Genomic DNA, 24130 nt, shown 5'->3' on the forward strand with positions numbered 1-24130 from the left:
CCGCAGCAGCCCTACTTCGAGTTGGCCAGAATGGCGTACTGGGCCGATATCCGTTGCTGGGCATCCAGCAGCTGCTCGGCGCCCATGAACGCGTAATAGCGGTCGTAGGCGACATGGCAGTAGAACCGGATCGCGCCCTCAGCGGGGCCCTTGTATTCCATACAGGTCGCCTGCGGCAGACCCTTCGGCGAGTCCGCGCCACGGAAGTATCGGTTGAGTTCGGAAGACTTGTCTTTGAGCTCCTGTGCGGATTCCGCGTCGGCGGCCCGGTACAGCTCGCCTGCGTCGTAGGCGACTCGATCGACGCCCGCGTCGACGAGTTCCGTTTTCCGCTCCAGCGGGTTGGTCGGGAAGTGCAATGAACCGTGCAGGTCGTAGGTCCCAGGGACGTTCATGAAGGATTCACCCTCGGGGCGTCGCAGCGAAATGGACCGCATGCCGTCCGGATCGATGGAGTTCTCCATCAGCTTGTCCGGCGGTGTCGGCTCGAACTTCTCCAGGCTGGTGCTCGTCGCGGCGATGGCCTTCTCCGACAGCGTCGACAAACCAGGCAGATCGGATTCGCCCAGCATCTTGGCCTCGGCGTTATACGAGATGTTGACGATCACGAATTCGTCCTCGGCCAGCCACGACACCAGTGTCTGCATACCGGGCTGCCACCGCACATGAGCTGCGGGGTACTTGTCCAACTTCGCCGGTTCGACCGGGAAGTCCTCGTCCCGAAAGAAGCGGGCACGCGACAGGTTCGCGGCCGCGTCGGTCGCCGACTTCGCATCCGGGAAGATAAGGACATTGGTCGACAGTGTGGAAGCCAAGGCCGGCGCCTTGTTCGACTGCGCTGTGGCGGAGAACCCGGCGATGAATCCCTTCGCGTCGTTGGCGAAGTTCTCCTCGGTGATCCAGCGGTGGATCGGGCTGAGGTGTGACTCGCCTGGCAACAGGAACGCGTGGGTGGCAGGCCCCTGGTGCACGAACTTCGGGTCGATCTCCACCGGTAGCGGCATGATGTTGCCGAGCCGCTGTGCCTCGACGAATCGGGGGACCCAGTTGTTCTTCGGTTCGCCGAGCTCGCGCGGCAAGGTGGTGTATCCGCCGACGTCGAGCTGCGCCAAGTCCACGGCGGGTGCGGCCGCTTCGCTGTCGGACCCGCAGCCCGACGCCGCCAACGCGAAAGCGAACAATAGGGCGATGCCCGCCCGGAAACGATGAGACCCCACGGTGTGCCGCACGCTCCCCCCTATCTCGAGTGTGTCAGGCGGGATAGTACTGCACCGGTACGACACGTGATCGTGCTCGCCGGTGGATCGCGCCCTATCAGCGGTCTGATAGCGAATGCATCTCAGTCGATCGGGGCGTTCTCGGTGCGCGGACTCCGGACCAACCACGGGTAAGCGGACCGGTGATGTTCGCATTGCAATACTCTGGTCTGGTGGCGACGATCCAGCATTCCGCTCCAGGGGAAGGCCGATACCGTTGAAGGATCGGCAGGTGGAGGTCGTCGCCGGGAACCACGCCGCGGCTCGGGTCGCGGGCGCGGTGGTCGTCGTTGCGCATCGGGATCGCGGTAAGCCGAGCCAGGAGTCGCCTGCTGTGCGCGCTCTGGAATCGCTGGCCGAACTGGTCAGCGAGGCCGTCGAGCAGCAGCCGACGGGTCCAGGCGCGTTGGTCGCGCGCAACGCGACGCGCTGGCTGATGAAGGACGCCGAGCAGATCAGCCCCGGACGTCCGGTCGACTTCGGCATTCTGTCGCCCGCGGAGAACGGCGGGGTGGCCATCTTCCTGCACGGCGCGGTGACCGCGGTGCTGGCGGGGGAGCAGATCGAGCGATATCGCGGCAGTGATGCGGCGTTCACCGTCGACCGGGTCGCCTCGGTGCCGTCGCGGGCGGTGGCGTTGTTCGTCGACGACACAAGGGGCCGGGTTCCCGAGCTGCCCACCGAACGCGGAATCGGCTGGCTGGTGGAAGGTATCGCCCAGGCCGACGGAATGATCGTCTGGTCGGACGAGGTGCGCGCACGTGGCGCGCGCACGGTGAATGTGGAAGCCACCGACGGCGGCTTGCATCGCCGGGCCACCCCACCGCCGCTGCCGACCGCGCGTATCGACCAGGAGCGTTCACCGGAACCCGTTGCGGCGCAATCCGCGCCGGTGGACCCGAATGTGACGCCGACCCAGGCCTCCACCTCGATGCTCGATTTGAGTGACGACCAGGAACCGCCCGCGCAGCCCGAATCGCTCGAACACCGCGGAACCGATCCGTCGCCACGTCCCGATCCGCAACTACAGCGGCGGCTGGAGGCGACGGCGCGAGCCACCACGATCGCGGTGAAGGTCATGGGATTCAAATGCGCCCGTGCGCATCCGAGTGATCCGCGCGCCGCGTTCTGCACCGTCTGCGGTATGCCGGTCGATCAGACCCAAGCGATGAGCGAGGTCGTGCGTCCGCCGCTCGGCATGCTGGTGCTCGACGACGGGATGACCTTCATGCTCGCCGCCGACGCCGTCATAGGACGCGACCCGGAGCATTCCGAACAAGCGCGACGCGGGCTCATCCCGTTGAAGATCGAGGACAACTCCGGCGGCATGTCCCGCGCGCACGCGGAGATCGTGCTGGTGAATTGGGATGTGACGCTGGTGGATAGGGGCTCGACCAACGGCACCCGCACCCGGGTCGCCGGCTATCGCGACTGGGTGCGGTTGACGCCGAACCAGCCGATGGTGCTGCTGCCTGGCACCGAGATCATGATCGGTAACCGGGTGCTGCGTTTCGATCCGGCGGCGCCGCCACCGTTCGGCTGAGCGCGGCCGTCAGGAGTAGCGCGACATACAGGTGGTCTCGCCGTTGAGCACCCCGGCGCGGAAGGCATCCACCCGGGCGAACCCGCTCGGCACGGTCTGCCCCTTGATGTCGCTGGCGGCCAGACCATCGGTGAGCAGTCCGGAAACCGCCTCGTCCAGATCGCCCGCGGCCAGCGTGATGTCGCCTTCCGAGGGCGGCCTGCCCGGTTCGGCGAGCTTGCCGGTGACGACACCGGACAGGCACGCCGAACGCAATCCGGTCTTGGCGCCGATGAGCTGCTGCCCGTGGTCACGCTGTACCGCGAGTGCGTATCGGGCGATGAAGACGACGTAGCCGTTGTAATCACCGGTCACCTTCACCGGCAGCGGATCATCCGGATCGGTGTCGGAGGTGCCGCGTTCGGCCAACCCCGGGATATCGGTGGCGATGGTGTTGCTGGCGGGGCAGTAGCTGACCGGTTCGGTGGTGGTGCCATTCGTACAGTCGACCGTCGCGCCGCCGTAGCTGTAGGTGGGGTCGGCATCGATCGGCAGGATCGCGGCGAGGGCCTTGGTCAGCTCGACCAGATTTTCTTTGGTGATCGGGTATTCGCCGCGGCCCGCGTCGCCTTCGAAGCTCTGCGGCAGATCGCCACGGCGCCGCTCGATTTCGCCCATATCGATGGCTTTGCAGCCTTTGGGGCCGTCGGTGAAACCGATCTGCACCGCGGTGACTCGTTCGAAGGCCGAACCGTGCACGCTCTCCGGATCGTCGGGGTCGGAGTCGCGGATGGCGACGGTCGCGGCGAGGACCGAATTGAGGCCATCGGAGGTGTTGATGGTGAAGTGCGTGGACTTGCCTTCGGCGACATGGCGCATGAAGGCGCCCGCGAAGCAGTCGGCCTGCTGTTCCTTGACGATGACCGGGTCTTTGCGGTCGACGATCTTGGACATGGTCTGGATGGCGTGACCGTATTCGTGCGCCAGCACCATGACCACCGACATCTTGCCGAAGGTCTCCTCCATGGTGGGAAGCAACAGCGAGCGGTCCCAGCCGATGGAATTGTCGAGTCGGCAGTAGGCGGCGTTGACCAGTCGGTAGGTGGTCTCGGTGCAGAATTCGACCGAATCGTTCTTGCTCGCCTTGGCGCTCCAGGAAATCAACTTGTCGACCGGCTCGAACTCGCCGTCGAACTCCTTGGGGTACTCGGCGGCCCAGTAGGTCTGGATGTCCTCGACGGCGTTGAGTGCCAGCTGGTCCACTTCGCCGTCATCGCCGTTGCGTGCGGTCAACGTGCTGTCGGGGACGTCGGGCCGCGGGCCGCTCGGGCCGCTCGTGGTCGGCAGTCCGGCCACCTTGAACGGGTCGTCGTAGATGGAGACGGCGCGTCCGTCCACGGATCGGGTACACCCTGCGAGTACCGCCACAGCGCACAGCACGGCGATGACGACGGCGATTCCACGACGTTGCCGCATCGTTCTCCCCCTCGTCGGCCGGTCGGTCGGTGTATCGGTCGCCGGAACGGTGCATGGCGCATCGGGGGCACCGCCGATGTCCGGGTGATGGAATAGTATCCGCTGCATGTCTTCACCGGGGGCGCAGACCATCACCGTGCGCCATGATGGAACCGAACGAGTATTCGATTCGAGCCAGCAGGTCACCATGGGCCGCGCGCCGGAAGTGATGTTGTTCGTGGACAGTCCGCTGGTCTCACGGGTGCATGCGGTCTTGGCCTGGCAGGGGGGTGCCTGGGTGCTGCGGGACAATGGCAGCACCAACGGTGTGTTCGTCGACGCGGCCAAGCTCAGCCGTCCCGTCTCCATTGATCGGCCCACTCAGGTGCGCCTCGGTGACGCGATCACCGGACCGCTGCTGCATCTGCTGCCCGCCGCCCCGCAGCCCCCGCGCCCGCCGCAGCATCAGTCACAGCCGCCCCAGCATCAGTCGCAGCCGCCGCGTACGGGGTTGCGGCCGCCGCCCGCGCCGCCGCAGCGTCCGCAGTCCGGCCCGCAATCGGGGGCGAGGGGTGTCGCCGGATTCCACAGTCAGCCGCAGCCGCAGGCTCAGCCGAACATCAATATGACGACCAAGGCCGACACCTCGGCGCTACCTCCGGTGCGGGCAAGGCCGTCGACCTCGCCCGTTGCCCGGGCGGACCGGCTGCCCTCCGGCGGACTCAAGATCGGCCGCACCGCCGACAACCAGATCGTGGTCAACGATCCGCTGGCCTCGCGCAGCCATGCCCGGCTGATCGCGGGCGCGCAGGGCCTCACGATCGAGGACCTCGGGTCCGCCAACGGCACGTTCGTCAACGGTGTCCGGCAGCAGACTTCGGTGCTACGTGAACGCGACATCATCACCATCGGCAATATCGACTTCGTCGTCCAGCAGGGCACCCTGGTTCACCGGCAGCGGCCGGTCGCCGAACAGGGCCTGCACGTGCACGGAGTCGGGTTCACCGTCGAGGGCAACAAACAACTGCTCGTCGACGTCAACTTGCAGGCCGGGCGCGGCACGCTGACCGCGCTGATCGGTCCGTCGGGTGCGGGTAAGTCGACGCTGTCCAAACTGATCGCGGGCAACACCCAACCCTCGGGCGGTGTCGTCACCTTCGAAGGCCGCAATCTGCACGCCGAATATGAGGCGCTGCGCTCCCGGATCGGCATGGTCCCGCAGGACGATGTGCTGCACCGTCAGCTCACCGTGCGCCAAGCCCTCGGCTTCGCCGCCGAGCTGCGCCTGCCGCCCGATACCTCCAGCGCCGACCGGCAGCAGGTCATCGACGGTGTGCTCAAGGAACTTTCGCTCACCGAACACGCCGATACCAGGGTCGACCGCCTGTCCGGTGGTCAGCGCAAGCGTGCCTCGGTGGCGCTGGAGCTGCTGACCGGTCCGTCGCTGTTGATCCTGGACGAGCCGACCTCCGGTCTGGACCCCGCGCTGGACCGCCAGGTCATGGTGATGCTGCGTGAGCTTGCCGACGCGGGTCGCGTGGTCATCGTGGTGACGCACTCGGTCGCCTGCCTGGACATGTGCGATCAGGTCGTGCTGCTGGCGCCGGGTGGTAAGACCGCGTACGCGGGCAACCCCGCCGGTGTCGGCGGAGCGCTCGGGACCAGCGACTGGGCGGAGATCTTCGCCAATGTCGCGGCGAACCCGGATCAGGCATTCGCGGCGTATCGATCGCGGCAGGCGTTCGTACCGCCACCGCCGCCACCCGCACCGATGCGATATGGCGCGATGGGAAGTCCACCGCAATCGAGTGGATGGCGGCAGTTCTCGACCCTGGTGCGCCGCCAGGTGCGGTTGATCCTCGCCGACCGCGGCTATCTCGCGTTCCTGGTGATCCTGCCGTTCGTGCTCGGTGTTCTGACGCTGGTGGTTCCGGGCGAGAACGGATTCGCGGCCGGACCCCAAGTTCCGGTTCCAGGGCCGAACGGCGAGCAGATATTCGTCCATCAGGGCGGCGGGGAAACCCAGCAGCTGCTGGTGGTTCTCGTCCTCGGCGCGTGCTTCATGGGCTCGACGCTGACGGTGCGTGACCTGGTCGGCGAGCGGACCATCTTCTACCGCGAGCGGGCCGTCGGGTTGCTGCCCTCGGCGTATGCCATGGCCAAGATCGTGGTCTTCAGCATCGCGGCGTTCCTGCAGTCGGCCGTGCTCATCGGCATCGCGTTGGCGGGGAAGAACCCGCCGGGTGCCGGTGCGCTGCTACCGTCCGGCAGTCTCGAGCTGTATTTCGGTGTCGCTCTGACCGCGGTGTCGTGCGTGGTGGTGGGTCTGGCGCTGTCGACCCTGGCGAAATCCAACGAACAGGTCATGCCGCTGCTGGTGGTGACGATCATGGTCCAGCTGGTGATGGCCGGCGGCATGATCCCGGTCACCGACCGCGTCGTGCTCGAGCAGATCTCCTGGCTGTTCCCCTCCCGGTGGGGCTATGCCGCCGCGGCCTCGACCGTCGACATCAAGACCCTGTTCGCCAACGCCCAACCCGACACGCTGTGGGATCACAGTGCGGGGATCTGGTTGCTGAACATCGCCATGCTGCTGGTGGTGACCGCGATCCTGTCGGTACTCACCTGGCATCGGCTGCGACTGAAGAAGACCGCCTCATGAGCGGGTGTGTCCTCGCTGGTCGCGGCCGGTCCTCCGGTGCGGTGAGCGTGTCGCGCGCACAACAGGCACACTGATGCCTGTGACGGTGCGAGTAGGGGCGGTACATCTCGGGTGGGATGTGGTGTCCGTGGCCGCAGGCGGTGGGGGCACCCCGATCCGCCCGGTCCAGGTCGATGGAAGTTATACGACTCCGGCGTATCTGCTGGCGGATTCGACCGGGCGGTTGCATACCGCCGGTGTGGATCGGCAGCGTCCCGATCTCGGCATGGCCATTGCCGACGTGCGCGACATTCTCGGCCATCAGCAGATCGTTATCGCCGGGGCGACCTGGCCCGCTGAGCTGGTGTTCCGCGCCCGGCTCTACAACCCGCTGGCCTCGGTCGGTAAGTATCTGCGCGGCAAGCCCGACGTGGTGGCGTTGCCGTACCCGGACGGCTGGCCGGACGAGAAGGTCGACACCTACTGCGAGCTGATCGAGCAGCTCGATGTCATCGTCGAGCCGCTGCCGGAGTCGGTCGCACTGTCTGGTTATGTGCGCGCGCTCGGTCTCGTCCGCGCGCCGGACCGCCACAACCCAAGGGGTGTCGGCGCCACCGGCGTGTACTCCGACGGACGCACCATGCTTGTGGTCGCGGTGCACGCCGACGACGAGCAGCCCACCGAATCGGTCGACGTCGCGATCTCGCCCGAAGCGACCCGCGATGCCCGCTCCGCCGACGACGCCGTCATCGAGGTGATGGCCGCCGCGCGCGCGATCGGCGCCGATACCTCCACGGTGCTGTTGGCCGGGAACGTGTGCTTCAACGATCCGATCCGCCTGGCGTTCCAGAACCACCTCGGCCAGCGTCTGCACAGCGCCGACCATCCGATGCACGCGCTCGTGCTCGGCGCCGCGCATCTGCTGTTGAGTGACAGCGACGGGGCCGAACCGGAGTCCGGCGGCAGGCATGCCGAGCCTGCTCCGCCGCAGCGTCCGCCCGCGCCACCGCGTCAGGAGCCGCCGCGTCCGGTGCAGCAGCAGCCTCCGCAGCGTCCGCCGGTGCAGCAGAGCCGGCCGCCGGAGCCGCCACGTGCGCAGACTTCGGAGCTGCGGGATCGACCGCAGATGACCGATGGCCGGCACCGTCAGGGCGTTGATCTGGGCGGTAGCGATGTCGCGATGGTCCGTGGCGGTGAATCGGGAGGACCACTGACATCGGATCGTGCCGAGCCGGGCAGCCGGTTCATGCGGCCACCCGAGCCGGGGAATCAGCCCGGCAAGGTGTGGAACAAGATGACGGGGAGCGCATTCGGTGCCCAGGCCGTGGCCGGTGCGGTCGCACTGGCGACATTCGCGCTGGCACCCGGCGCCGGAGCGGTCGAACTCGTCGCCGCCCAGGTCGACACCTCCGCGCCACCCGCGGCTTGTTCGCGCACGCCGGAAGCGATTCTCGAACCCGAGTCGGGCATCTCCTCGGTCCGCGGCACCTCTCCCGCCGAATGCGGGCAGCCGGGCGTCGATACCCTGCGCTACCTGGTGCCTGGCCCGCCGGGAGCCGCCGATTTCGGGCCGCCGGTCGATATCTGAGCCGCGGTTTCGTCGCGGCCATACCCGACTGGTATCGTGGCCAGCTGGTGTGTGGCATGCCGAGGCCCGGGTCTCAACCGGCCGCCGGGAACAACCTCGACCGCACACCAGGCCGGCAGCACCGACGACAGACAGGGAAGCACTGTGCCTACGTACAGCCCGAAGGCGGGTGACGTCACCCGTAAGTGGTACGTCATCGACGCCACTGACGTAGTGCTCGGCCGTCTTGCCGTTCAAGCAGCGACTCTGCTGCGCGGCAAGCACAAGCCGACCTACGCTCCGCACGTCGATGGTGGCGATTTCGTCATCATCATCAACGCTGACAAGGTTGCCATCAGTGGCAACAAGAAGCAGGACAAGCTCATCCACCACCACTCCGGACACCCGGGCGGCCTCAAGTCGCGCACTGTCGGTCAGGTGCTGGAGTCGCGGCCCGATCGTCTCGTGGAGAAGGCCGTCAAGGGCATGATCCCGAAGAACAAGCTCGGTAACGCGATCGCAGGCAAGCTGAAGGTGTACGCGGGCCCGAACCATCCGCACGCGGCCCAGCAGCCCGTTCCGTTCGAGATCAAGCAGGTGGCCCAGTGACCGCTCCCGAGGAATTCAACGAGGAATACGCCGTCGAGGACACCACCGTCGAGGTGGTCGAGGACGGTGCCGGTTACGAAGAGGCCGGTTTCGAGTCCGACGTGGCCTACGCCCCGGTCGTCATCGACCGTCCGGTGCAGACCGTCGGCCGCCGTAAGGAAGCCGTCGTCCGCGTCCGGCTACTGCCCGGCACCGGTAACTTCGTGCTCAACGGCCGCACCATCGAGGATTACTTCCCGAACAAGGTGCACCAGCAGCTGGTCAAGTCCCCGCTGGTCACCGTCGAGCGCACCGAGAACTTCGATGTGCACGCTCGCCTGGTCGGCGGCGGCCCGTCGGGTCAGGCCGGCGCGCTGCGCCTGGCCATCGCCCGTGCGCTGATCGAGGTCACCCCCGAGGATCGTCCCGCCCTGAAGCGGGCCGGGTTCCTGACCCGTGACCCGCGCGCCACCGAGCGTAAGAAGTACGGTCTGAAGAAGGCCCGTAAGGCGCCTCAGTACTCGAAGCGCTGATTTTCGCATCGTCGTCTGTCCGCTTCCGGCACCGTGGAGGTGCCGGAAGCGGTACGGTCGGCGCGGCACCTGTACGAGAGCAGGCTTCCAGCACCGCTGGGCGCCTGCTCTCGTGCTGTATGGAACGGCGGCGTTCGCGGGGCCTTACATGGTGACGCGGGCTGCCTTCTCCGGGCCCGCCGCCCACGCCGCAGATCTAGCTGCTGCGTGCGCGGGGCGGTCGCGTTCGGAGCAGGATTCATCGATCGAGGGGCGAGGTATGGGACGTCTGTTCGGCACCGATGGGGTTCGCGGGCTGGCCAATGAGTCGTTGACACCGGAGCTTGCGCTGCGCGTGTCCGGGGCGGCGGCACAGATTCTGAGCCGCGGCAAGAAGCGGGCGCTCGCCGTCGTCGGGCGCGATCCGCGGGCCAGCGGTGAAATGCTGGAAGCCGCCGTCACCGCGGGGTTGACCGCCGCCGGGGTCGATGTGCTGTCGGTCGGTGTGCTGCCGACCCCCGCCGTCGCCTACTTGACCGGCCTCTACGACGCATGTCTCGGCGTGATGATCTCCGCCTCGCACAATCCCATGCCCGACAATGGGATCAAGATCTTCGCCGCAGGCGGGCACAAGCTCGACGATGCGATCGAGGACCGGATCGAAGCCGTCATGGCCGAGGCTCCGCTGCGCCCGACCGGCGCCGGTATCGGCCGGGTGCTCGGTGCGTCCGGTGCCCGCGATCACGGCCTTGCCATTCCCGATCAGTACAGCGTCGCCGGTACCCATGAGCGCTACGTCGAACATCTGGTCGAAGCGACCGGGCATGAGCTCAACGGGCTCACCGTCGTCGTCGACTGTGCGCACGGTGCAGCCTCCGAGGTCGGCCCCGCCGCGTATCGGGAGGCAGGTGCGACCGTCATCGCGATCAGCGCCGACCCCGACGGCCTCAACATCAACGACGGCTGCGGCTCGACCCACCTCGACCAGGTGCGACGTGCGGTCCGCGAACACGGCGCCGACCTCGGTCTGGCTCACGACGGCGACGCCGATCGCTGCCTTGCCGTCGACGCCGACGGCAATGTCGTCGACGGTGACGCCATCCTCGCGATCCTCGCGCTGGCCATGCGTGACGCCGGCGAGCTCGCCGAGAACACCCTCGTCGCCACCGTCATGAGCAATCTCGGCCTGCACATCGCCATGCGTGAAGCCGGAATCACCATGCGCACCACCGCCGTCGGCGATCGCTATGTGCTCGAGGAGCTGCGCCGCGGCCGCTTCACCCTCGGCGGCGAGCAGTCCGGCCATGTGGTCTTCCCAGCTCACGGCACCACCGGCGACGGCATCCTCACCGGCCTGAAACTCATGGGGCGCATGGCATCTACCGGACGCACCCTCGCGGATCTGGCCTCGGTCGTGCAGACAGTCCCCCAGATCCTGGTGAACGTTCCAGTTGCCGACAAGGCCGCCGTCATGGCTGCCGCGGACGTGCTGGATGCTGTCGCCGACGCTGAACGGGAGCTCGGTGAGACCGGCCGAGTCCTGCTGCGTCCCAGCGGAACCGAGCAGTTGGTCCGTGTCATGGTCGAAGCCACCGACCTCGCCCAGGCGCAGCGGTTGGCCGACGATCTGGCCGAGCGCGTTGCGGCGGTTCAGCGGATTTCGGCGCCGTCGCACTGAGGGACACATCCTCAGCCGCAGAGTCGGCACGTCTCGATGCTGGCTGATCCGCCGACTAGTGCCGAGCTCTGTGATCGGCCCCCAACCGCACGGGGACTCGGCTCCGTCCCTGCCGGTTTCTGATCGCGTTGCCTCGATGACCTTGTCGGCACACCCGGTGGCCGATAAGCGAGGTATGGGCGCAATTCAGGGCTGACGCCTGTCGTGCAGCCGTATCCTGCGACATGTGGTCCGCGAGCCATCACCCGCCGGGCGCCCGGCCTTCGGGCGCGGTGCGGTGCTGCTGGCCTGCCTGGTCGGCCTGGCCTTGGTCGGCGCGCTGACGCGACCGTTTCACTGGACCTCGACCGTGTTGGTCGTACTCCTCGGTATCGCGGCGCTGGTCATGGCTCTGCGTGCACTCACGAGCGTCGATGCCCCGTCGGCAGCTGGGCCGCGCGGCGGCGATGTGGGCGGTACGCCTGCCGGGCGAATGTCCGATCGGCCGGAAATGTTGTCTTCCGGGGTGATGTGGCGCGAACAGGGGGCGGATTCGAATGCCGCTGGATCCGGCTCGGCCGGGGGTGCGGCCGACTCCGTAGACGGCGTCGGATCGCGCGGCGGGCAGGCCGGACCGGCGGCCCTGCGCAGGGGCGTGGTCGTTTGGTCGACGCTGCTGGTGGCAATCCTCGTCTGGGAGGGCTATGCCTATGTGCGGCAACCAGATCGATCGGTCTCGCACTACGACTATCCCACGTTATCGACCCTGATCGATCCGGTTCTGGAACAGGGGCCGCTGCGGTTGGTTGGGTGGCTGGCATGGCTCGCGGCCGGCTGGTGGTTGGTGCGGCGATGAGCGACAGGGCGGTGATCATCACCGGTTTCGCGATCCTCCTCGGCATCGCGCTGGCACTCACAGTCGTGGCTCATCTACGCCGCGACACCCTCGCACCACTGAGCGCAGTCGTCGTCCTGGCGCTGCGCACAAGAACTGCGCGTCTGCTCATCCTGCCGCTGTGGTTCTGGCTCGGCTGGCATTTCCTCGCCCGCTGACATCGCCTCACTCGAGTCAGAGAACCCGCCGACGATCTTGGCCCGAACGAGCTGCGTGGTGCCTCAGGCTTCGCCGCTCTGGTGCGGGCGACTCAGCGGTGCCCGCCTGAGTGGTCATGGGCGCAGGTGTCGGTGCGGCGGCCTCCTGGAGCTGAGGCCGCCTGGCCCGCGCCGTGACCCTCCAAGGCGGCGAACGGTCCGCACTGGTGGGCGGTGATCCACACATGGACCATCGGATTGCCCGCGCCGGGGTTGACCGAGTTGGGCGGGCAATTGCCCTCGGCATCGGTGACGCCGGCGACCACCGGACCATTGTCGCCGCGCGTCCAGCAGAGATTGTCGTGGACGTGCCACTGCATCAAGGGCCCGCCGTAATCCGCCAGCTCGGGGTCGTCGATCTCCTTGTCCTTGGCGATGTACATGGCCGAGACCAGGGTCCGTTCGGTGCCATCGACCCGGTAGACCAGCGATTCGGGGTAGGCGGCGTCCAGGAATCGGTCATCGCGGATGTAGCCGGTGTTGATGTAGTGCTCGTACCCGGTGGCGGAATCGCCGATCGAGCGGAAGCCCAAGGCGCCGATGGACTCGACGTCGGCGAACGCTGGCAGCTGGTCGAGAGTGCTGCGGATCAGGGCGGTCGCGCGCTGCTCCTGCGCGGGGGTCGCACCCGGTACGCCGGACACGTCGATCGGTGTCGCCGGATCCCACGGCCGCGGCCATGCGTCGCCGGTACCGTGGTCGTCACCACCGTGGCTGTGGTCATCGCGGCCGTGGCTGTGGTCGCCGCCGGCAGCAGCGTGCGTGTGGTCGCCGCCGTCGCCGTGGCTGTGCACATGCCCGGCGCCGCCGAGCATCGCCGCGACCGCGAGAACACCGGCCAGACCGGCTGCGGTCGCGGTCGATGCCATCGGCAGACTCGCCCCCGGCCGCACCAGCGCGATGGTCACACCAGCGATCGCGAGCACCCCCAGTGCCGCACACGCGCTGTCGAGGAACTGCGGCGCTTCCGCCGCACCGAGACCATCAGGCCACGGCAGCCCCGCGAACCGCGTGTACCCCCAGATCCCCACCGCAATGAGATTTACCCCGATCACCATGACCGGCATGGCCTTTCGCGCACTCAGCGACGCCAGCACGCCGGCCGCGCACTGCGCCGCCGCCAGCACCACCATCAGCCGGGCAAGCGTGGTGTGCTCGGTATGCAGCCCCGCGGCGAACAGGTGCAATGCGCCCGCCCCGATCGATGCCACCCCACCCAGCAGCAGGAACCCGCTGCGCTCACCAGCCATGTTCGATCTCCTCGTTGCTCACCGCGAACTCTACGGGGCCGGGCGGCGGTCCCGCGTCGGTGATTCATGAGGGAACTCTGTGGTTTCCAATCTTGGATCCGGGTGCATCCTGTCGGTATCGAGCGCTCGTTCTTCTCCGAGGCCGTCAGCGCCCGTACGCGACGGGTAGCCCGGCTCGGGCGCCGTTATCGTCCTTGTCGGTCAGAACTGACCTACCAGGAACCCCGTGAACAGGACCAGGAACCCACCGATCTCGCCGACGATGAGCGCGAACATGGATAACCGCAGGCTCGTGTCGATATCACCATGGAACTGGTTGGTGGTGTCGCGCCGGTAGCCGTGCCAGGCATAGGTGGCGATGGCGCCGACGAAGAACGCGAGAACGACGGCAGCAGCGACCAGGTTCACCGCTGTGGGCCATGCACTCAGCTCGGTGAACACAGCAAGGACCAGGCCCGCGAACGCATACATGAGGGCCGCGCGGTGGGCAATATCGACGTAGATGTGGGCGGCGCCGTCGGGGGAGGTGCGGATGCCGTGGTACTTCCAGGTGCCAAGTATCAGGGCGGACAGGAAGATGAAGCCGGTGACAACGAGCGTCAAACGGGTGTCGATGCCCAGCGCGACGTCGGCTTCTGCCCCGAGCGCGAGCATTCGCCGGATACCTTCGGTGCCATTCACGAGCCCAACTTAGCTGCTGCCGTACCGCCGGTGTCCTTTCAGCATGCGAGCACGAACAGCGACGCCCGCCCGCGATCGACACCGGGACACAAGTCTTCTCAGAAGCAGGAAGCTTCGATCCGGCACGTAGCGTGGGCGCCGGTCGGACAGACTGCTTCGGCGTACGCGACCAGGAGGTGGCATAGAAACCTGTCCGAACTCGGCAGGGAACCCGCCCTGGCGGGGGCACGTGTGGAGATCACACCGTTGCCAAAGCCACCTCCCTCGCGCGCCATATCGGGCCTTGTCACCTCCGATCGGTTTCCGGGATAAGCGTTTTCGCTGGCTTCCGATGCTGCTAGATTGAGGTTGGATTCTTCGGGGGCGGCATCGGACTGCATCAGCGAACCATCTGCCTCGGGGCTATGCGATGGATGTACGTTCGAGCGGCTCTGATCGTGCGAAAGCCCAGCATTTCTCCCATGGCAGTGCCCTTGCTCTACCCGTTTCGCGGGTCGACCGGCCCGCCCTCGATGGGGAGGACTCCATGCAGGACACCGGATCTACTTTGCCTCGGCGCCAACTGGGGCGTTACTTGATGGACTGGCGGACGCGAGTTGGACTGAGTCAGCCGCAGGCGGCCGAGCTACTCGGGATCGGATCGAGCAGTCTGTACCGGCTGGAACACGGTCAGAACGGAAGGGTTAACGTCGGCCACGTCGAGGCAGCATGTGAGCTGTACGGGGTACCGGACCTACTCACCACAGCGTTCACTGGGCTCGCGAAGCAAGCGAACGTGAAGAGCTGGTGGCATGAGTTCGGGCATCTGATCCCGCGCGACTTCGACGTGTATTTCGGATTGGAATCCGCTGCAGTACGAATCACGACCTTCCAGCCGGAGCTGGTGCCGGGCTTGTTCCAGACGGCAGACTATGTGCGGGCGCTGAATCGCGATCTGCATCCGGATGCGACTGCAGAGCAACATGCGGGCTGGGTTCAGTTGAAAATGAAGCGCCAGCACATCGTGACGCGCAAGCGGCGGCCGACAACGATCGATGCGGTCATCGGTGAAGCCGGGTTGCGGCGGGTCAATGGCGGGCCCAAGGTGATGGCAGGTCAGTTGAGGAAGCTGGCCGACATCTCGACGCTCCCGAACGTCGAGCTGAGGGTGTTGCCGTTCAACGCTGGGTTTCCCACCGGACGGGGGCTCGGCCCTTGTGTGATCCTGGAGTTCGGCCCGGAAGGAAGCCGCAAACCTGTAGAGCCGCCAGTCGTTTTCATCGAGGGCAGCTCCGTCGGAAACCTCTATCTCGAGAAGCCGGAAGATGTCGCGAGCTACCATCGCACCTACGACAGCATCCGCCAACGATCGCTGGATGCGGTGAGCAGCAGGAACCTGCTACGGCAGGTAGCGAAGGAGTATCTGGCGTGAGTGTCGATCCAGTCGTGTCTCAGTGGTTCAAGAGCTCCTACAGCCAGGGTGACGGCGAATGCGTTGAAGTTGCATTCCTCGATAGCGACCTCGTCGGCGTCCGCGATTCCAAGAACCCATCAGGTGCCGCTCTCCTCTTCACCCCCAGCGACTGGAAAGCCTTCACCCGCGGAATCACCACCGGCAGGTTCGACCGCCGCTGAGATGCGCAGGTCGGCGCGAACTCTTGCGGCCGATGCAGGGTTCGCGCCGACGCACCCTCGAATCAATCCAGCGGCAAGGTCTTCCACCAGTCCAGTAGCTGGTCCATCGACGGGTCGTTGCGGGCACCGAGGCCATAGGAGTAGATCAGCAGGTTCTCGCGCTTCGGGTCGTTCGGGAAAATTGTCGCGATCCGCGGCGACGACGTGGGTTCCGAGCCGGTCTTGTGGTTGGAGTACTGCTTGCCGTTGTTGTTGAGGTCTTGCTCGATGGGTTGTGCGCCGAGACCCTCGATGACGCGCTGAACCTCGGATGCCGATTCGTACCGGAAAACTCGCAGCTCCGGCCACCGGATCATGTCTTCCGGGATCATGTAGCTGTTTGTGTAGTTGCAATCCCAGTACGCGGTCGGGTCGCCCATGTCCGGGTCGGCGCCGTTGATGAAGGTCCAGTAGACGGTGTTGAGGCCGTCCATCACATCCGCCCCGCAACCCATTCCGCCGAATCCGGTGCCCTGCGCATACCTCTCGCCAGCCGGAACCTCACCCGGTGGAAGCAAGCCAGGGAACGCCAGTCGCATTTCTTCGAGGTCGCGCTGGGGAGGGGTCGTGTCACGGTTGGCGACCGCCACCCAGACGCCGATGCCTGCGACAACAGCGATGACCATCATGATGCTTACGCCGACGATCCATCCCACGTTCGAACGCGGCGGCCGCATCGGGCGATAGGGATACGCGCCGTGCTGGATATGCCTGTGCTGCTGGTGAACTGGTGCCGGGTACGCGTTGGGCAGACCAGCACCGAACTGTCCCGCACCGACCGGTTGCGGGCCGAGCGGAGCGACGGGCATAGGTGCGGCAGGAGTGGGCGATACCGCGAACTGCGGGGCGTCGCCGGTCAGTGCGCGCCGGGCGGCTACCGCGAACTCGGTGCAGGAGGCGAAACGGTCGACGGGGCGTTTGGCCATGGCGCGGGCCAAGACGGCGTCGAGGGCCGGGGGTAGGTCGGCGCGAGCGGCGGTGACCGGCGGGGGTTGCCGTTGCAGATGCCCCTGGATGACGGTGGCCGGGTGCGTGGATTCGAACGGGGCGCCGCCGCTCAACAGCCAATACAGCGTGCACGCCAGCGAGTACTGATCGGATCGGCCGTCCATATCGGCGCCGGTCAGCTGCTCCGGGGAGGCGTAGGCGAGAGTTGCGGTGAACGAACCGGTTTGGGTGAGGCGGCTCGCCTCGTCGGCAATGCGGGCGATGCCGAAGTCCGTGAGGTAGACACGTTCCTGACCGTTGCCGCCGTTGGCGAGCAGGATATTGGCAGGCTTGACGTCGCGGTGGAGAACACCTCTGCCATGGGCGAAGTCGAGGGCTTTCGCCGTCTCGGCGACGATCTGCACGGCTCGGATGGGAGGCAGAGCGCGCGGGTCGACGTCGGCCGCATCGACGCCCTCGATGTACTGCATCGAGATCCACAGCTTGTCATCGTCGGCGCCGCGATCGTAGACGGTCACGATGTTGGGGTGATCGAGCTGCGCCACCAGATCCGCTTCGCGTTCGAAACGCGCACGCAGCTCTTGATCGGTGAAAAGCTCCTGGTTGAGAAGTTTCAGCGCGATCCGGCGCGGCAGCCGAGGGTGTCGCGCCAGATATACCGCGCCCATCCCGCCTCGGCCCAGTTGGCGGTCGATCGTATACCCGGCGAAGACCTCACCGTCGCGCATCGTGCTCGCCTTCCCCCCGTCCGATCGGTCAACCGGGTCGATACTAGGACGTGTGTTATTCCTCGGCAGCTCGGGTGGCCCCGGGGTATCGACTCAGAGCTCGAGCTCAGACCATGGGATGCGGATCGGATACGGGTAGTCGATGGCGATCCCGTCCTGATCATCCGGCGTCCACTCGCCGACCGCGATGTAGTTCGCGGGGCGTAGGGGGGTGACGTCGACCGGTAGCCTGCCGTGTCCGGTTTCCAGAGCGAACGCGCGCACGGTGGCGATTCGACGTGGGTTGCGGCCGAGAATGACCTCCCAGTACCAGGGGATGCCGCCGCCGGCATACCGTGCCTTCTTCGCCTCCACATCACGTTCGGTGTTCGACGGCGAGAGCACTTCGCCCGCAAGGTAGACATCTGTCGCGCGGATGTCCTGGTACTCCTGTTCGAGGCACCGGTAGACGAGGAAGTCCGGCGTGACGAAATCGGACTTACCGGTCGAACCGAAGAAGATATTCGTCTCCAGCGAGACCCGCCAGCAGTGGCGAGGGTCTTTCTGCATGTCTTCACGCGCGCAGCGGCGTAGCGCAGTACGGAACTCGACCGTGCAGTCCTGATGCTCAACGAGACCGCGGCGAACCCATACGACCTTGCCATCCCACAGCTCGATCTGGCCGGCTATCTCGCCAGGTAGCTGCTCCAGCTCTTCCCACGTCATGCGATCCGGAAGATCCGGGCGTTCGACATGAGGAAAGGGCACGGACGGTATGTTACCGACCAGGGCGTATTCCGGCGGCTACCTGCATCGCTTGGATGAATCAGCTCTCCGACAACTGCCCGTCTGCCAGGTGCCAGCGGCGAGTGGCGCGCACGGCGTCGAGCATGCGGCGGTCGTGGGTGATCAGCAGCATGGTGCCGGTGAAGGAGTCGATGGCCTGTTCGAGCTGTTCGATGGCGGGGAGGTCGAGGTGGTTGGTGGGTTCGTCGAGGACGAGCAGGTTGACGCCTCGGGCTTGCAATAGGGCCAACGCGGCTCGGGTGCGTTCGCCGGGGGACAGGGTTTCGCAGGGGCGTTGGACGTGCGGGCCGCGGAGACCGAATTTGGCGAGGAGCGTGCGGACTTCGGCGTCGGGCCAGTCGGGCATTTCGGTGCCGAAGGTGTGGGCGAGGGATGCTTCCCCGCGGAAGAGGCCGCGGGCCTGGTCGACCTCGCCGATCTCGACACCCGAACCGAGCGACGCGGTTCCGCTGTCCGGCAGAAGCTTTCCGAGCAGAAGCGCCAGCAATGTGGATTTCCCGGCCCCATTTGCACCGGTCAGCACGACGCGGTCGGCCCAGTCGACTTGGGTGGTGATCGGGCCGAGAATGAACTCGCCGCGGCTGACCTTCGCCTCCGCGAGGGTGGCGACCACCGAACCGCTGCGTGGCGCGGCGGCGATCGTCATGCGCAGCTCCCACTCTTTACGCGGCTCCTCGACCACCTCCAGCCGCTCGATCCGGCGCTGTGTCTGCCTGGCCTTGGCGGCCTGCTTCTCGGTGGATTCGGCGCGCATCTTTCGGCCGGCCTTGTCGGAGTCGACCTTGCCCTTGCGTCGAGCATTGCGCACGCCGTGTTCGAGCCAGTTGCGTTGCATCTGAGCCCGGGCCTCCAAATTCGCCTTGGTGTCGGCGAATTCCTCGTAGGCCTCGCGTGCGTGCCTGCGGGCGATCTCGCGTTCGGCGAGGAAAGCCTCGTAGCCGCCGTCGTAGACGTCGACACGTTGTTGCGGCAGGTCCAGTTCGACGATCCGGTTCACGGTGCGGGCCAGGAACTCTCGGTCGTGGCTGATCACCATCAGCGGGACACGCACGCCGGTGACGAACTGTTCGAGGCGGTGCAAGCCGTCCAGGTCCAGATCATTGGTCGGCTCGTCCAGCAGGAGAATGTCGAAGCGGGACAACAGCACCGACGCCAAACCGGCACGGGCGGCTTGACCGCCGGACAGGCCGGTCATCGGGGTGTCGAGGCCGTTGGGCAAGCTCTCTGTAAGGCCCAGTTCGTCCGCAACCTCCAGTGCCCGCTGATCCAGGTCGGCGCCACCGAGGGCGAGCCAGTGCTCGAGGGCAGGCGAGTACTCGTCATCGCCGCCGTCCGCGAGACGCTCCGCGGCCGCGTCCATGGTCTGCTGCGCGGTGGCCACGCCTGTTCTGCGGCCGAGGAATTCGAGCACAGTCTCGCCGGGGATGCGTTCGGGTTCCTGCGCGAGGTAGCCGATCGTCGCGTCCGGCGGGCTGAGCGTGATGCTGCCGTTCGACGCGCGCCGGTCCGCGAGCATACGCAGCAACGTGGACTTGCCCGCGCCGTTGACGCCGACCAGCCCGATCACGTCGCCCGGCGCGAGCGTCAGATCCAGGCCGCTGAACAGGGTGCGTTCGCCGTGCTCGGCGGACAGCCCGCGCGCATGCAGAGTGGTGCTCACCTGCACGAGTGTGCCGTGTGTCGGTGGACACCCTGAGCCCGGGCCCTGCGGAAATCAGGGTGCGTATCAGCAGCGGGACCGATGCCCGGCCGGGGGAATTCGCGGACAGTGGATGGTGTAGCGATCGAGACCGAGGAGATTTCCCATGACCGCACCCGTACGCCGTTTCACCCGCTCCACCAGCGATAAGTGGATTGCCGGGGTCTGCGGTGGCATCGCCGAATACTTCGGGTGGAACGCCAACATCGTCCGCCTGGTCTTCGTGCTGTCCTGCCTGCTGCCGGGCCCGCAGTTCCTGCTCTACCTGGTGCTGTGGTTGATCATCCCCAAGAAGTGAGTGGGGTGCGCGGTGCCGGTCGTCGATCTATTCGGCGGCCGGCACCGCTGTGTCCGGAGTCGGTACATACGTGCGGACTTGGTGCACGTGTCATACGCACTCGACGGCAACCGTTCGTGGATGACAGGATGTAGTCGTCCGCCATTCGGCAGGTGACACGAGTCCCGTTTCAGGAGGAGCCATGATCAGCTCGGGTGAATTCCCCGGCTTGGATCTGCCCGACATCGACGCATCCTCGTCCCTGGACGACCTCGGTGCGGTCGAACTCAACAGCCCCACCCAGGACATCAACGGCGACGGCATCCTCGACTCGATCACCACCACCGACGACGACGGCATGCACGTCTGGACCGATACAGATCTCGACGGGTATGCGGACCACGTCACTGTGGTGGAGGACGACGGGGATTACGCGGCATGGGAGTACCACCGGAATCCGGATGGGTCGGGGGAGTGGAAGAAGACGGATGAGGGGCGGTTGGGGGAGAAGTAAGGCGGTTCGCCTGCGCCTGGCTTCGCTCGTTCGAGCACAGTAGATTTCCCCGCGAGAGATCCGGCCGAAGTATGCCGAGATCCGATGGAACCGAACCGGGGGCGAGTGCGTCGAAACCTAGTAGACAGCACTCGACCCCGAGCATGGTTCGGGTCGTGAACGAGGAGCAGGGATGGAGGGGACTGGGCTATGACGACGGGGTCGACGGTCGGTGTCAAGACCGGTGAGCTGGGGAAGCTGGGGAACGATCTGCGAAGCTCGGCCGCCGCGGTCAAGGACCAGGTCAAGAAGGTCGCCACAATCGGCCCGGCGGAAGTCGGGAAGAATTATGAGCAGGAGGGTAAGGATATCCAGACCGGCCTCGAGGCGGTCAAGAAATGGCTGGAAGACTGGGCCGAAGCCGGGACCATCTCGGGTGACGCAATCGGTGCGTCGGTCGTGAATTATTCCAATGTGGATGCCGAGAATGCTACCGATACCACGAAGGCGGGGAGCTGATTCCGTTGGCATCTAACAATCCTTCCCGGGTGTCGGACGGCGACAGTATCGCGGGGATGTACGACATCGCTGCCAAGAGCCTGCAATACTTCGAGAAATTCGAACCGCTCTATAAAAGGGCCTTCGATGAGCTCCCGGCAGGCATCCCGGAGTATGGAAGAATCTGCCAAAGATTCGACGAGCAGCGCGATACGAATGAAGGCAAGATCCGCAGTGCTGCGGATGGGCTCAAGGAAGCGCTCGACGGCGCGCGGGAACAGCACACTGCTCAGTCCGGATATGTGCAGACACTTCCATCGGTCTGGGAGGGTGAGGCGGCGACGACGGCGTCGAGCATGCTCAGCGAGCAGCTCACGATGGCCCAGACTGATATAAATGCGGCTCAGAAGGTGTGGGAGGCGCTCGACAAGGCGCCTGAGGGGCTGCGTTCCATTGTCAAGGATAAGTCGAATTCCGTTCTCGATATCCTTGAGGATGGGCTTTATGTACTGATTGACGGGAAAACCCCAGAGGATGTGGATGCCATTGTCTCCGGGTCCGACATGGGCTGGTCGCAGGGTTGGACCGAAGGTGGGCTGTTCAACAAGCTGTTGAATATCTTTCCTGAATTTTCGGATAGCGTATTAGATCAGGGAATGGTTTGGAGTACCTCATTCTTCGGTGCGGGGACTCTGATTCCGGGAACTAGATTGCATGAACGACTGCAGAACCGCTGCATCGATTGGCTGAATGAAACTTTCTTCGATGAGTACCCGGCAAAGGTCCGCGCCTTTCTGACCGCGTGCGATACTGCCGACGCGGCTGTCAAGGTCATCTATGAAGCGATAAAAACTCCGTTCGGGGACCTCACCGAAAAACCGTATCCTTGCCCAAACGCGACGCCGAAAGCGAGCACGCCGAGTACGCCGAGTACCCCGAGTACGCCTAGCACCCCGAGTACTCCCAGCACCCCGAGTACGCCCTCTACCCCCAGTACACCGAGCACTCCCTCGACCGAAGAGGAAGAGGACGAGGAAGAGTCGGCAACCGACTCCCTTGTCAGCGGCCTGGCCGCGCTGGCCGACGTGGCGACTGAACTGTCCCCGCTGATCACGACTGTCGCTTCTGCGGTCGGTGATGGGCTGAGTTCGCTGGCCGGCGCGATCACCGAGGGCGTCGACGGCGCGTTGCAGCAGTTGCAGACAAGCGCATCGGGGCTGGTCGATGCTGACGGCGACGGCGTCCCCGATAACGACAAGGACGGGGACGGGAAGCCGGACGAAGACAAGGGGCTCGACCTCGCGGGTAAACAGGTCAAATTGGAGATGGGCCCGGATGGCCAGATGAAGATGGTGGTCACGGAGCCCGACGGCACGACCACCGACTACAAGGTCGAGCTCAATGAGCAGGGCATGCCGGTTGTTGTCGGCGAACAGAGCAAGGCCGACGGCGAGACGCCGGAAGGGGAACAGGGCGAGAACTCCGAGCAGGACCAGGGGCAGTCGGGAGGCGGCTCGATGCCGCGTGGAGTGCCCGGTGGCAAGCGCGAAGAGGATGGCGAGCACAAGTCGCAGAGCTATCCGCAGCCCGAGGTCGACGGCGTGGATCCCGGGTTTGTTCCCGAACCGGTCCAGATCCCGGCTCCGGATCCGGTGCCGCCTACCCAGCCCGTGCCGCCTGCCCAGCCCGTGCCGCCGCAGCCCTTCGACACCGGTGCCGAACTCTCGGAGGCAGGTCCCCTTTGAAGCACTCTCCCGGTGAAATGACTGATATTCGAGGAGAATCGGTGTGGTGAACTACGGGGAAGAAATTGAACGGGTGGTCGAAGAGAGCCGATGGCGATCGGCGAAGCTGCGAGAAGAGATAGCCGATATCAACCAGCGCACAGCGGAGAAAAGCCGTGCGCTGGCCGAGAGGTCTGCCGGCGAGATGCGCCAGTTCTGGGACGACCACCGGGAGGAATTCCACAAGGCGCAGGAGCAAGCCGACGCCGAAGCCGAGAAGGAACGCCTCGCCGCCGAGGAGCGGGAACGGCTCGAGGCCGAGGCTCGGGAGCAGCGGGATGCTATTGCGCGGTCGATGGCGGCGCGGCGGTCCAAGGATGTGGTTGCGCCGATCGACGAGGACGACGACGAGGAGTCGCAGTACTACCAGCGGAAAAGTTGGTTGGTCTAGCGAGCGTGGGTGCGTTCCATCGGAAGGCGCGATGACGAGTGGCGCATCAGCGAGGCGAAACCCGGGAGGGAGTCACGCGGGTGTGCCACTCGTGGTTGTGAGCTAGGCGACGCGTGACCGTAGGGCTGCCGGGCGTCGACGCGGGTTGGGCGATGGTGGCCCATGGGCCGTCCGCAAGGTGCAGCGAGCTCGAGGAGAGGTCCCCTGATCGGACCTACTTCCGCAGCAACGCCACCAGCTGCCCCAGCTTCGCCGGGCTCGGCTTGTCGACCGGCGCTTCGTCGGCGGTGGGGTCGATGAGGTGGGTGTGCGGGATGGACGCCTCTGGGTCGGCGAAGGCGGCGTAGGTTTTGTCACCCTGGACAGTCGCGAGCAGGTAGCCGGTGAGCAATGCCCGGGTGGCTCGGGTGGTTTTGTGCTCGTGCTTGCCCGCGCCGAGCAGCGTCATCAGACGCCGCCCTTCGGCAAGGCCGTCGGCGGAGGCCTTATCGATGGCGCGCAGCAGCATCGGCCCGCCCCAGGCCGCGGCCAAGGGGATGGCGTTGGAGTTGGTGGAGCGGAGGTCGGTGGCGCCGGCGAGGATCAGGGCGGACGTGTCGATGTCTGCGGCGATGGATTCGGCGGCGGGGGCCGTGGGGGCCGGGAAGAGGGC

Annotated in this window: 22 protein-coding genes and 1 pseudogene; 15 read left to right on the top strand and 8 right to left on the bottom strand. The window is 66.1% G+C overall.

Annotation, left to right across the window (positions count from 1 at the left end):
- Positions 1-11 precede the first annotated feature (11 nt).
- A complete protein-coding gene (locus GV792_RS22155) occupies positions 12-1229 on the bottom strand; it encodes a DUF7373 family lipoprotein (RefSeq protein WP_163826210.1) in 1218 nt (405 codons plus the stop codon).
- A gap of 259 nt (positions 1230-1488) precedes the next feature.
- Between GV792_RS22155 and GV792_RS22160 the strand changes: the two genes are divergently transcribed.
- On the top strand, positions 1489-2799 hold the full coding sequence (locus GV792_RS22160; protein WP_309138603.1) for an FHA domain-containing protein: 1311 nt from the start codon (positions 1489-1491) through the stop codon (positions 2797-2799).
- A 9-nt stretch (positions 2800-2808) separates the two neighbouring features.
- On the opposite strand, the gene GV792_RS22165 is transcribed toward GV792_RS22160, so the two are convergent.
- A complete protein-coding gene (locus tag GV792_RS22165) occupies positions 2809-4254 on the bottom strand; it encodes a metallopeptidase (protein ID WP_163826212.1) in 1446 nt (481 codons plus the stop codon).
- Between the two features lie 106 nt (positions 4255-4360).
- On the opposite strand from GV792_RS22165, the gene GV792_RS22170 reads away from it, so the two are divergent.
- From GV792_RS22170 to GV792_RS22200, 7 genes are all read left to right on the top strand, one after another.
- Positions 4361-6895, top strand: a complete 2535-nt coding sequence (locus tag GV792_RS22170) for an ATP-binding cassette domain-containing protein (RefSeq protein WP_175583313.1) — start codon at positions 4361-4363, stop codon at positions 6893-6895.
- A 73-nt stretch (positions 6896-6968) separates the two neighbouring features.
- Positions 6969-8462: a hypothetical protein gene (locus GV792_RS29125; RefSeq protein ID WP_175584665.1), complete on the top strand. Its 1494-nt coding sequence runs from the start codon at positions 6969-6971 to the stop codon at positions 8460-8462.
- 144 nt (positions 8463-8606) lie between these two features.
- Entirely contained in the window at positions 8607-9050 is a 444-nt protein-coding gene (gene rplM, locus GV792_RS22180; RefSeq protein ID WP_163826213.1) for a 50S ribosomal protein L13, read from the top strand.
- Positions 9047-9562, top strand: coding sequence for a 30S ribosomal protein S9 (rpsI, locus tag GV792_RS22185; protein ID WP_163826214.1), 516 nt, complete (start codon positions 9047-9049; stop codon positions 9560-9562). Before rplM ends, rpsI begins: the two co-directional genes overlap by 4 nt.
- Before the next feature lie 259 nt (positions 9563-9821).
- Positions 9822-11219, top strand: a complete 1398-nt coding sequence (gene glmM, locus GV792_RS22190; RefSeq protein ID WP_163826215.1) for a phosphoglucosamine mutase — start codon at positions 9822-9824, stop codon at positions 11217-11219.
- A 226-nt stretch (positions 11220-11445) separates the two neighbouring features.
- The gene (locus tag GV792_RS22195; protein ID WP_163826216.1) at positions 11446-12054 is read left to right on the top strand and encodes a hypothetical protein; all 609 of its coding nucleotides are present in this window, start codon (positions 11446-11448) and stop codon (positions 12052-12054) included.
- Positions 12051-12251, top strand: coding sequence for a DUF6186 family protein (locus tag GV792_RS22200; protein ID WP_163826217.1), 201 nt, complete (start codon positions 12051-12053; stop codon positions 12249-12251). Before GV792_RS22195 ends, GV792_RS22200 begins: the two co-directional genes overlap by 4 nt.
- Positions 12252-12343: 92 nt before the next feature.
- Here GV792_RS22200 and GV792_RS22205 read toward each other — a convergent pair whose 3' ends face one another.
- Together GV792_RS22205 and GV792_RS22210 are read right to left on the bottom strand one after the other, a co-directional pair.
- Complete coding sequence (locus GV792_RS22205) at positions 12344-13540, bottom strand: hypothetical protein (protein ID WP_163826218.1); 1197 nt, start codon at positions 13538-13540, stop codon at positions 12344-12346.
- Positions 13541-13741: 201 nt separating this feature from the next.
- Complete coding sequence (locus GV792_RS22210) at positions 13742-14194, bottom strand: hypothetical protein (protein ID WP_163826235.1); 453 nt, start codon at positions 14192-14194, stop codon at positions 13742-13744.
- 553 nt (positions 14195-14747) lie between these two features.
- Here GV792_RS22210 and GV792_RS22215 point away from each other — a divergent pair.
- Both GV792_RS22215 and GV792_RS22220 read left to right on the top strand, forming a co-directional pair.
- Positions 14748-15632, top strand: a complete 885-nt coding sequence (locus GV792_RS22215) for a helix-turn-helix domain-containing protein (protein WP_163826219.1) — start codon at positions 14748-14750, stop codon at positions 15630-15632.
- The gene (locus GV792_RS22220) at positions 15629-15835 is read left to right on the top strand and encodes a DUF397 domain-containing protein (RefSeq protein ID WP_163826220.1); all 207 of its coding nucleotides are present in this window, start codon (positions 15629-15631) and stop codon (positions 15833-15835) included. The genes GV792_RS22215 and GV792_RS22220 overlap by 4 nt, the downstream gene beginning before the upstream one ends.
- A gap of 62 nt (positions 15836-15897) precedes the next feature.
- Here the strand turns inward: GV792_RS22220 and GV792_RS22225 are convergent, their stop codons facing one another.
- From GV792_RS22225 to GV792_RS22235, 3 genes are all read right to left on the bottom strand, one after another.
- Positions 15898-17550 carry a serine/threonine-protein kinase gene (locus GV792_RS22225; protein ID WP_163826221.1) on the bottom strand — a complete coding sequence of 551 codons (1653 nt, stop codon included), beginning with the start codon at positions 17548-17550 and terminating at the stop codon, positions 15898-15900.
- Between the two features lie 93 nt (positions 17551-17643).
- Entirely contained in the window at positions 17644-18255 is a 612-nt protein-coding gene (locus tag GV792_RS22230; RefSeq protein WP_163826236.1) for a Uma2 family endonuclease, read from the bottom strand.
- Positions 18256-18355: 100 nt separating this feature from the next.
- Entirely contained in the window at positions 18356-19996 is a 1641-nt protein-coding gene (locus GV792_RS22235) for an ABC-F family ATP-binding cassette domain-containing protein (protein WP_163826222.1), read from the bottom strand.
- Positions 19997-20141: 145 nt separating this feature from the next.
- Here GV792_RS22235 and GV792_RS22240 point away from each other — a divergent pair, with 145 nt between their 5' ends.
- From GV792_RS22240 to GV792_RS22260, 5 genes are all read left to right on the top strand, one after another.
- Positions 20142-20333, top strand: coding sequence for a PspC domain-containing protein (locus GV792_RS22240; RefSeq protein WP_163826223.1), 192 nt, complete (start codon positions 20142-20144; stop codon positions 20331-20333).
- 181 nt (positions 20334-20514) lie between these two features.
- Positions 20515-20826, top strand: coding sequence for a DUF6802 family protein (locus GV792_RS22245; RefSeq protein ID WP_163826224.1), 312 nt, complete (start codon positions 20515-20517; stop codon positions 20824-20826).
- A gap of 189 nt (positions 20827-21015) precedes the next feature.
- Positions 21016-21324, top strand: coding sequence for a hypothetical protein (locus tag GV792_RS22250; RefSeq protein WP_163826225.1), 309 nt, complete (start codon positions 21016-21018; stop codon positions 21322-21324).
- 29 nt (positions 21325-21353) lie between these two features.
- Entirely contained in the window at positions 21354-23048 is a 1695-nt protein-coding gene (locus GV792_RS22255; protein ID WP_163826163.1) for a hypothetical protein, read from the top strand.
- Between the two features lie 43 nt (positions 23049-23091).
- Positions 23092-23478, top strand: coding sequence for a hypothetical protein (locus GV792_RS22260; protein WP_163826226.1), 387 nt, complete (start codon positions 23092-23094; stop codon positions 23476-23478).
- A 214-nt stretch (positions 23479-23692) separates the two neighbouring features.
- Here the strand turns inward: GV792_RS22260 and GV792_RS22265 are convergent.
- Positions 23693-24130: pseudogene (locus tag GV792_RS22265) on the bottom strand (hypothetical protein); the annotation flags it as partial.

Source organism: Nocardia cyriacigeorgica (assembly GCF_010868145.1).
GTDB lineage: Bacteria > Actinomycetota > Actinomycetes > Mycobacteriales > Mycobacteriaceae > Nocardia > Nocardia cyriacigeorgica_D.

Excerpts from the sequence above, each read along its gene's own strand:
- GV792_RS22245 (WP_163826224.1), top strand. The coding sequence starts at position 20,515 with ATGATCAGCTCGGGTGAATTCCCCGGCTTGGATCTGCCCGACATCGAC.
- GV792_RS22240 (WP_163826223.1), top strand. The coding sequence starts at position 20,142 with ATGACCGCACCCGTACGCCGTTTCACCCGCTCCACCAGCGATAAGTGG.
- GV792_RS29125 (WP_175584665.1), top strand. The coding sequence starts at position 6,969 with ATGCCTGTGACGGTGCGAGTAGGGGCGGTACATCTCGGGTGGGATGTG.
- GV792_RS22215 (WP_163826219.1), top strand. The coding sequence starts at position 14,748 with ATGCAGGACACCGGATCTACTTTGCCTCGGCGCCAACTGGGGCGTTAC.
- GV792_RS22165 (WP_163826212.1), bottom strand. The coding sequence starts at position 4,254 with ATGCGGCAACGTCGTGGAATCGCCGTCGTCATCGCCGTGCTGTGCGCT.
- GV792_RS22205 (WP_163826218.1), bottom strand. The coding sequence starts at position 13,540 with ATGGCTGGTGAGCGCAGCGGGTTCCTGCTGCTGGGTGGGGTGGCATCG.
- glmM (WP_163826215.1), top strand. The coding sequence starts at position 9,822 with ATGGGACGTCTGTTCGGCACCGATGGGGTTCGCGGGCTGGCCAATGAG.
- GV792_RS22230 (WP_163826236.1), bottom strand. The coding sequence starts at position 18,255 with ATGACGTGGGAAGAGCTGGAGCAGCTACCTGGCGAGATAGCCGGCCAG.
- GV792_RS22210 (WP_163826235.1), bottom strand. The coding sequence starts at position 14,194 with ATGCTCGCGCTCGGGGCAGAAGCCGACGTCGCGCTGGGCATCGACACC.
- GV792_RS22170 (WP_175583313.1), top strand. The coding sequence starts at position 4,361 with ATGTCTTCACCGGGGGCGCAGACCATCACCGTGCGCCATGATGGAACC.
- GV792_RS22250 (WP_163826225.1), top strand. The coding sequence starts at position 21,016 with ATGACGACGGGGTCGACGGTCGGTGTCAAGACCGGTGAGCTGGGGAAG.
- GV792_RS22225 (WP_163826221.1), bottom strand. The coding sequence starts at position 17,550 with ATGCGCGACGGTGAGGTCTTCGCCGGGTATACGATCGACCGCCAACTG.
- GV792_RS22200 (WP_163826217.1), top strand. The coding sequence starts at position 12,051 with ATGAGCGACAGGGCGGTGATCATCACCGGTTTCGCGATCCTCCTCGGC.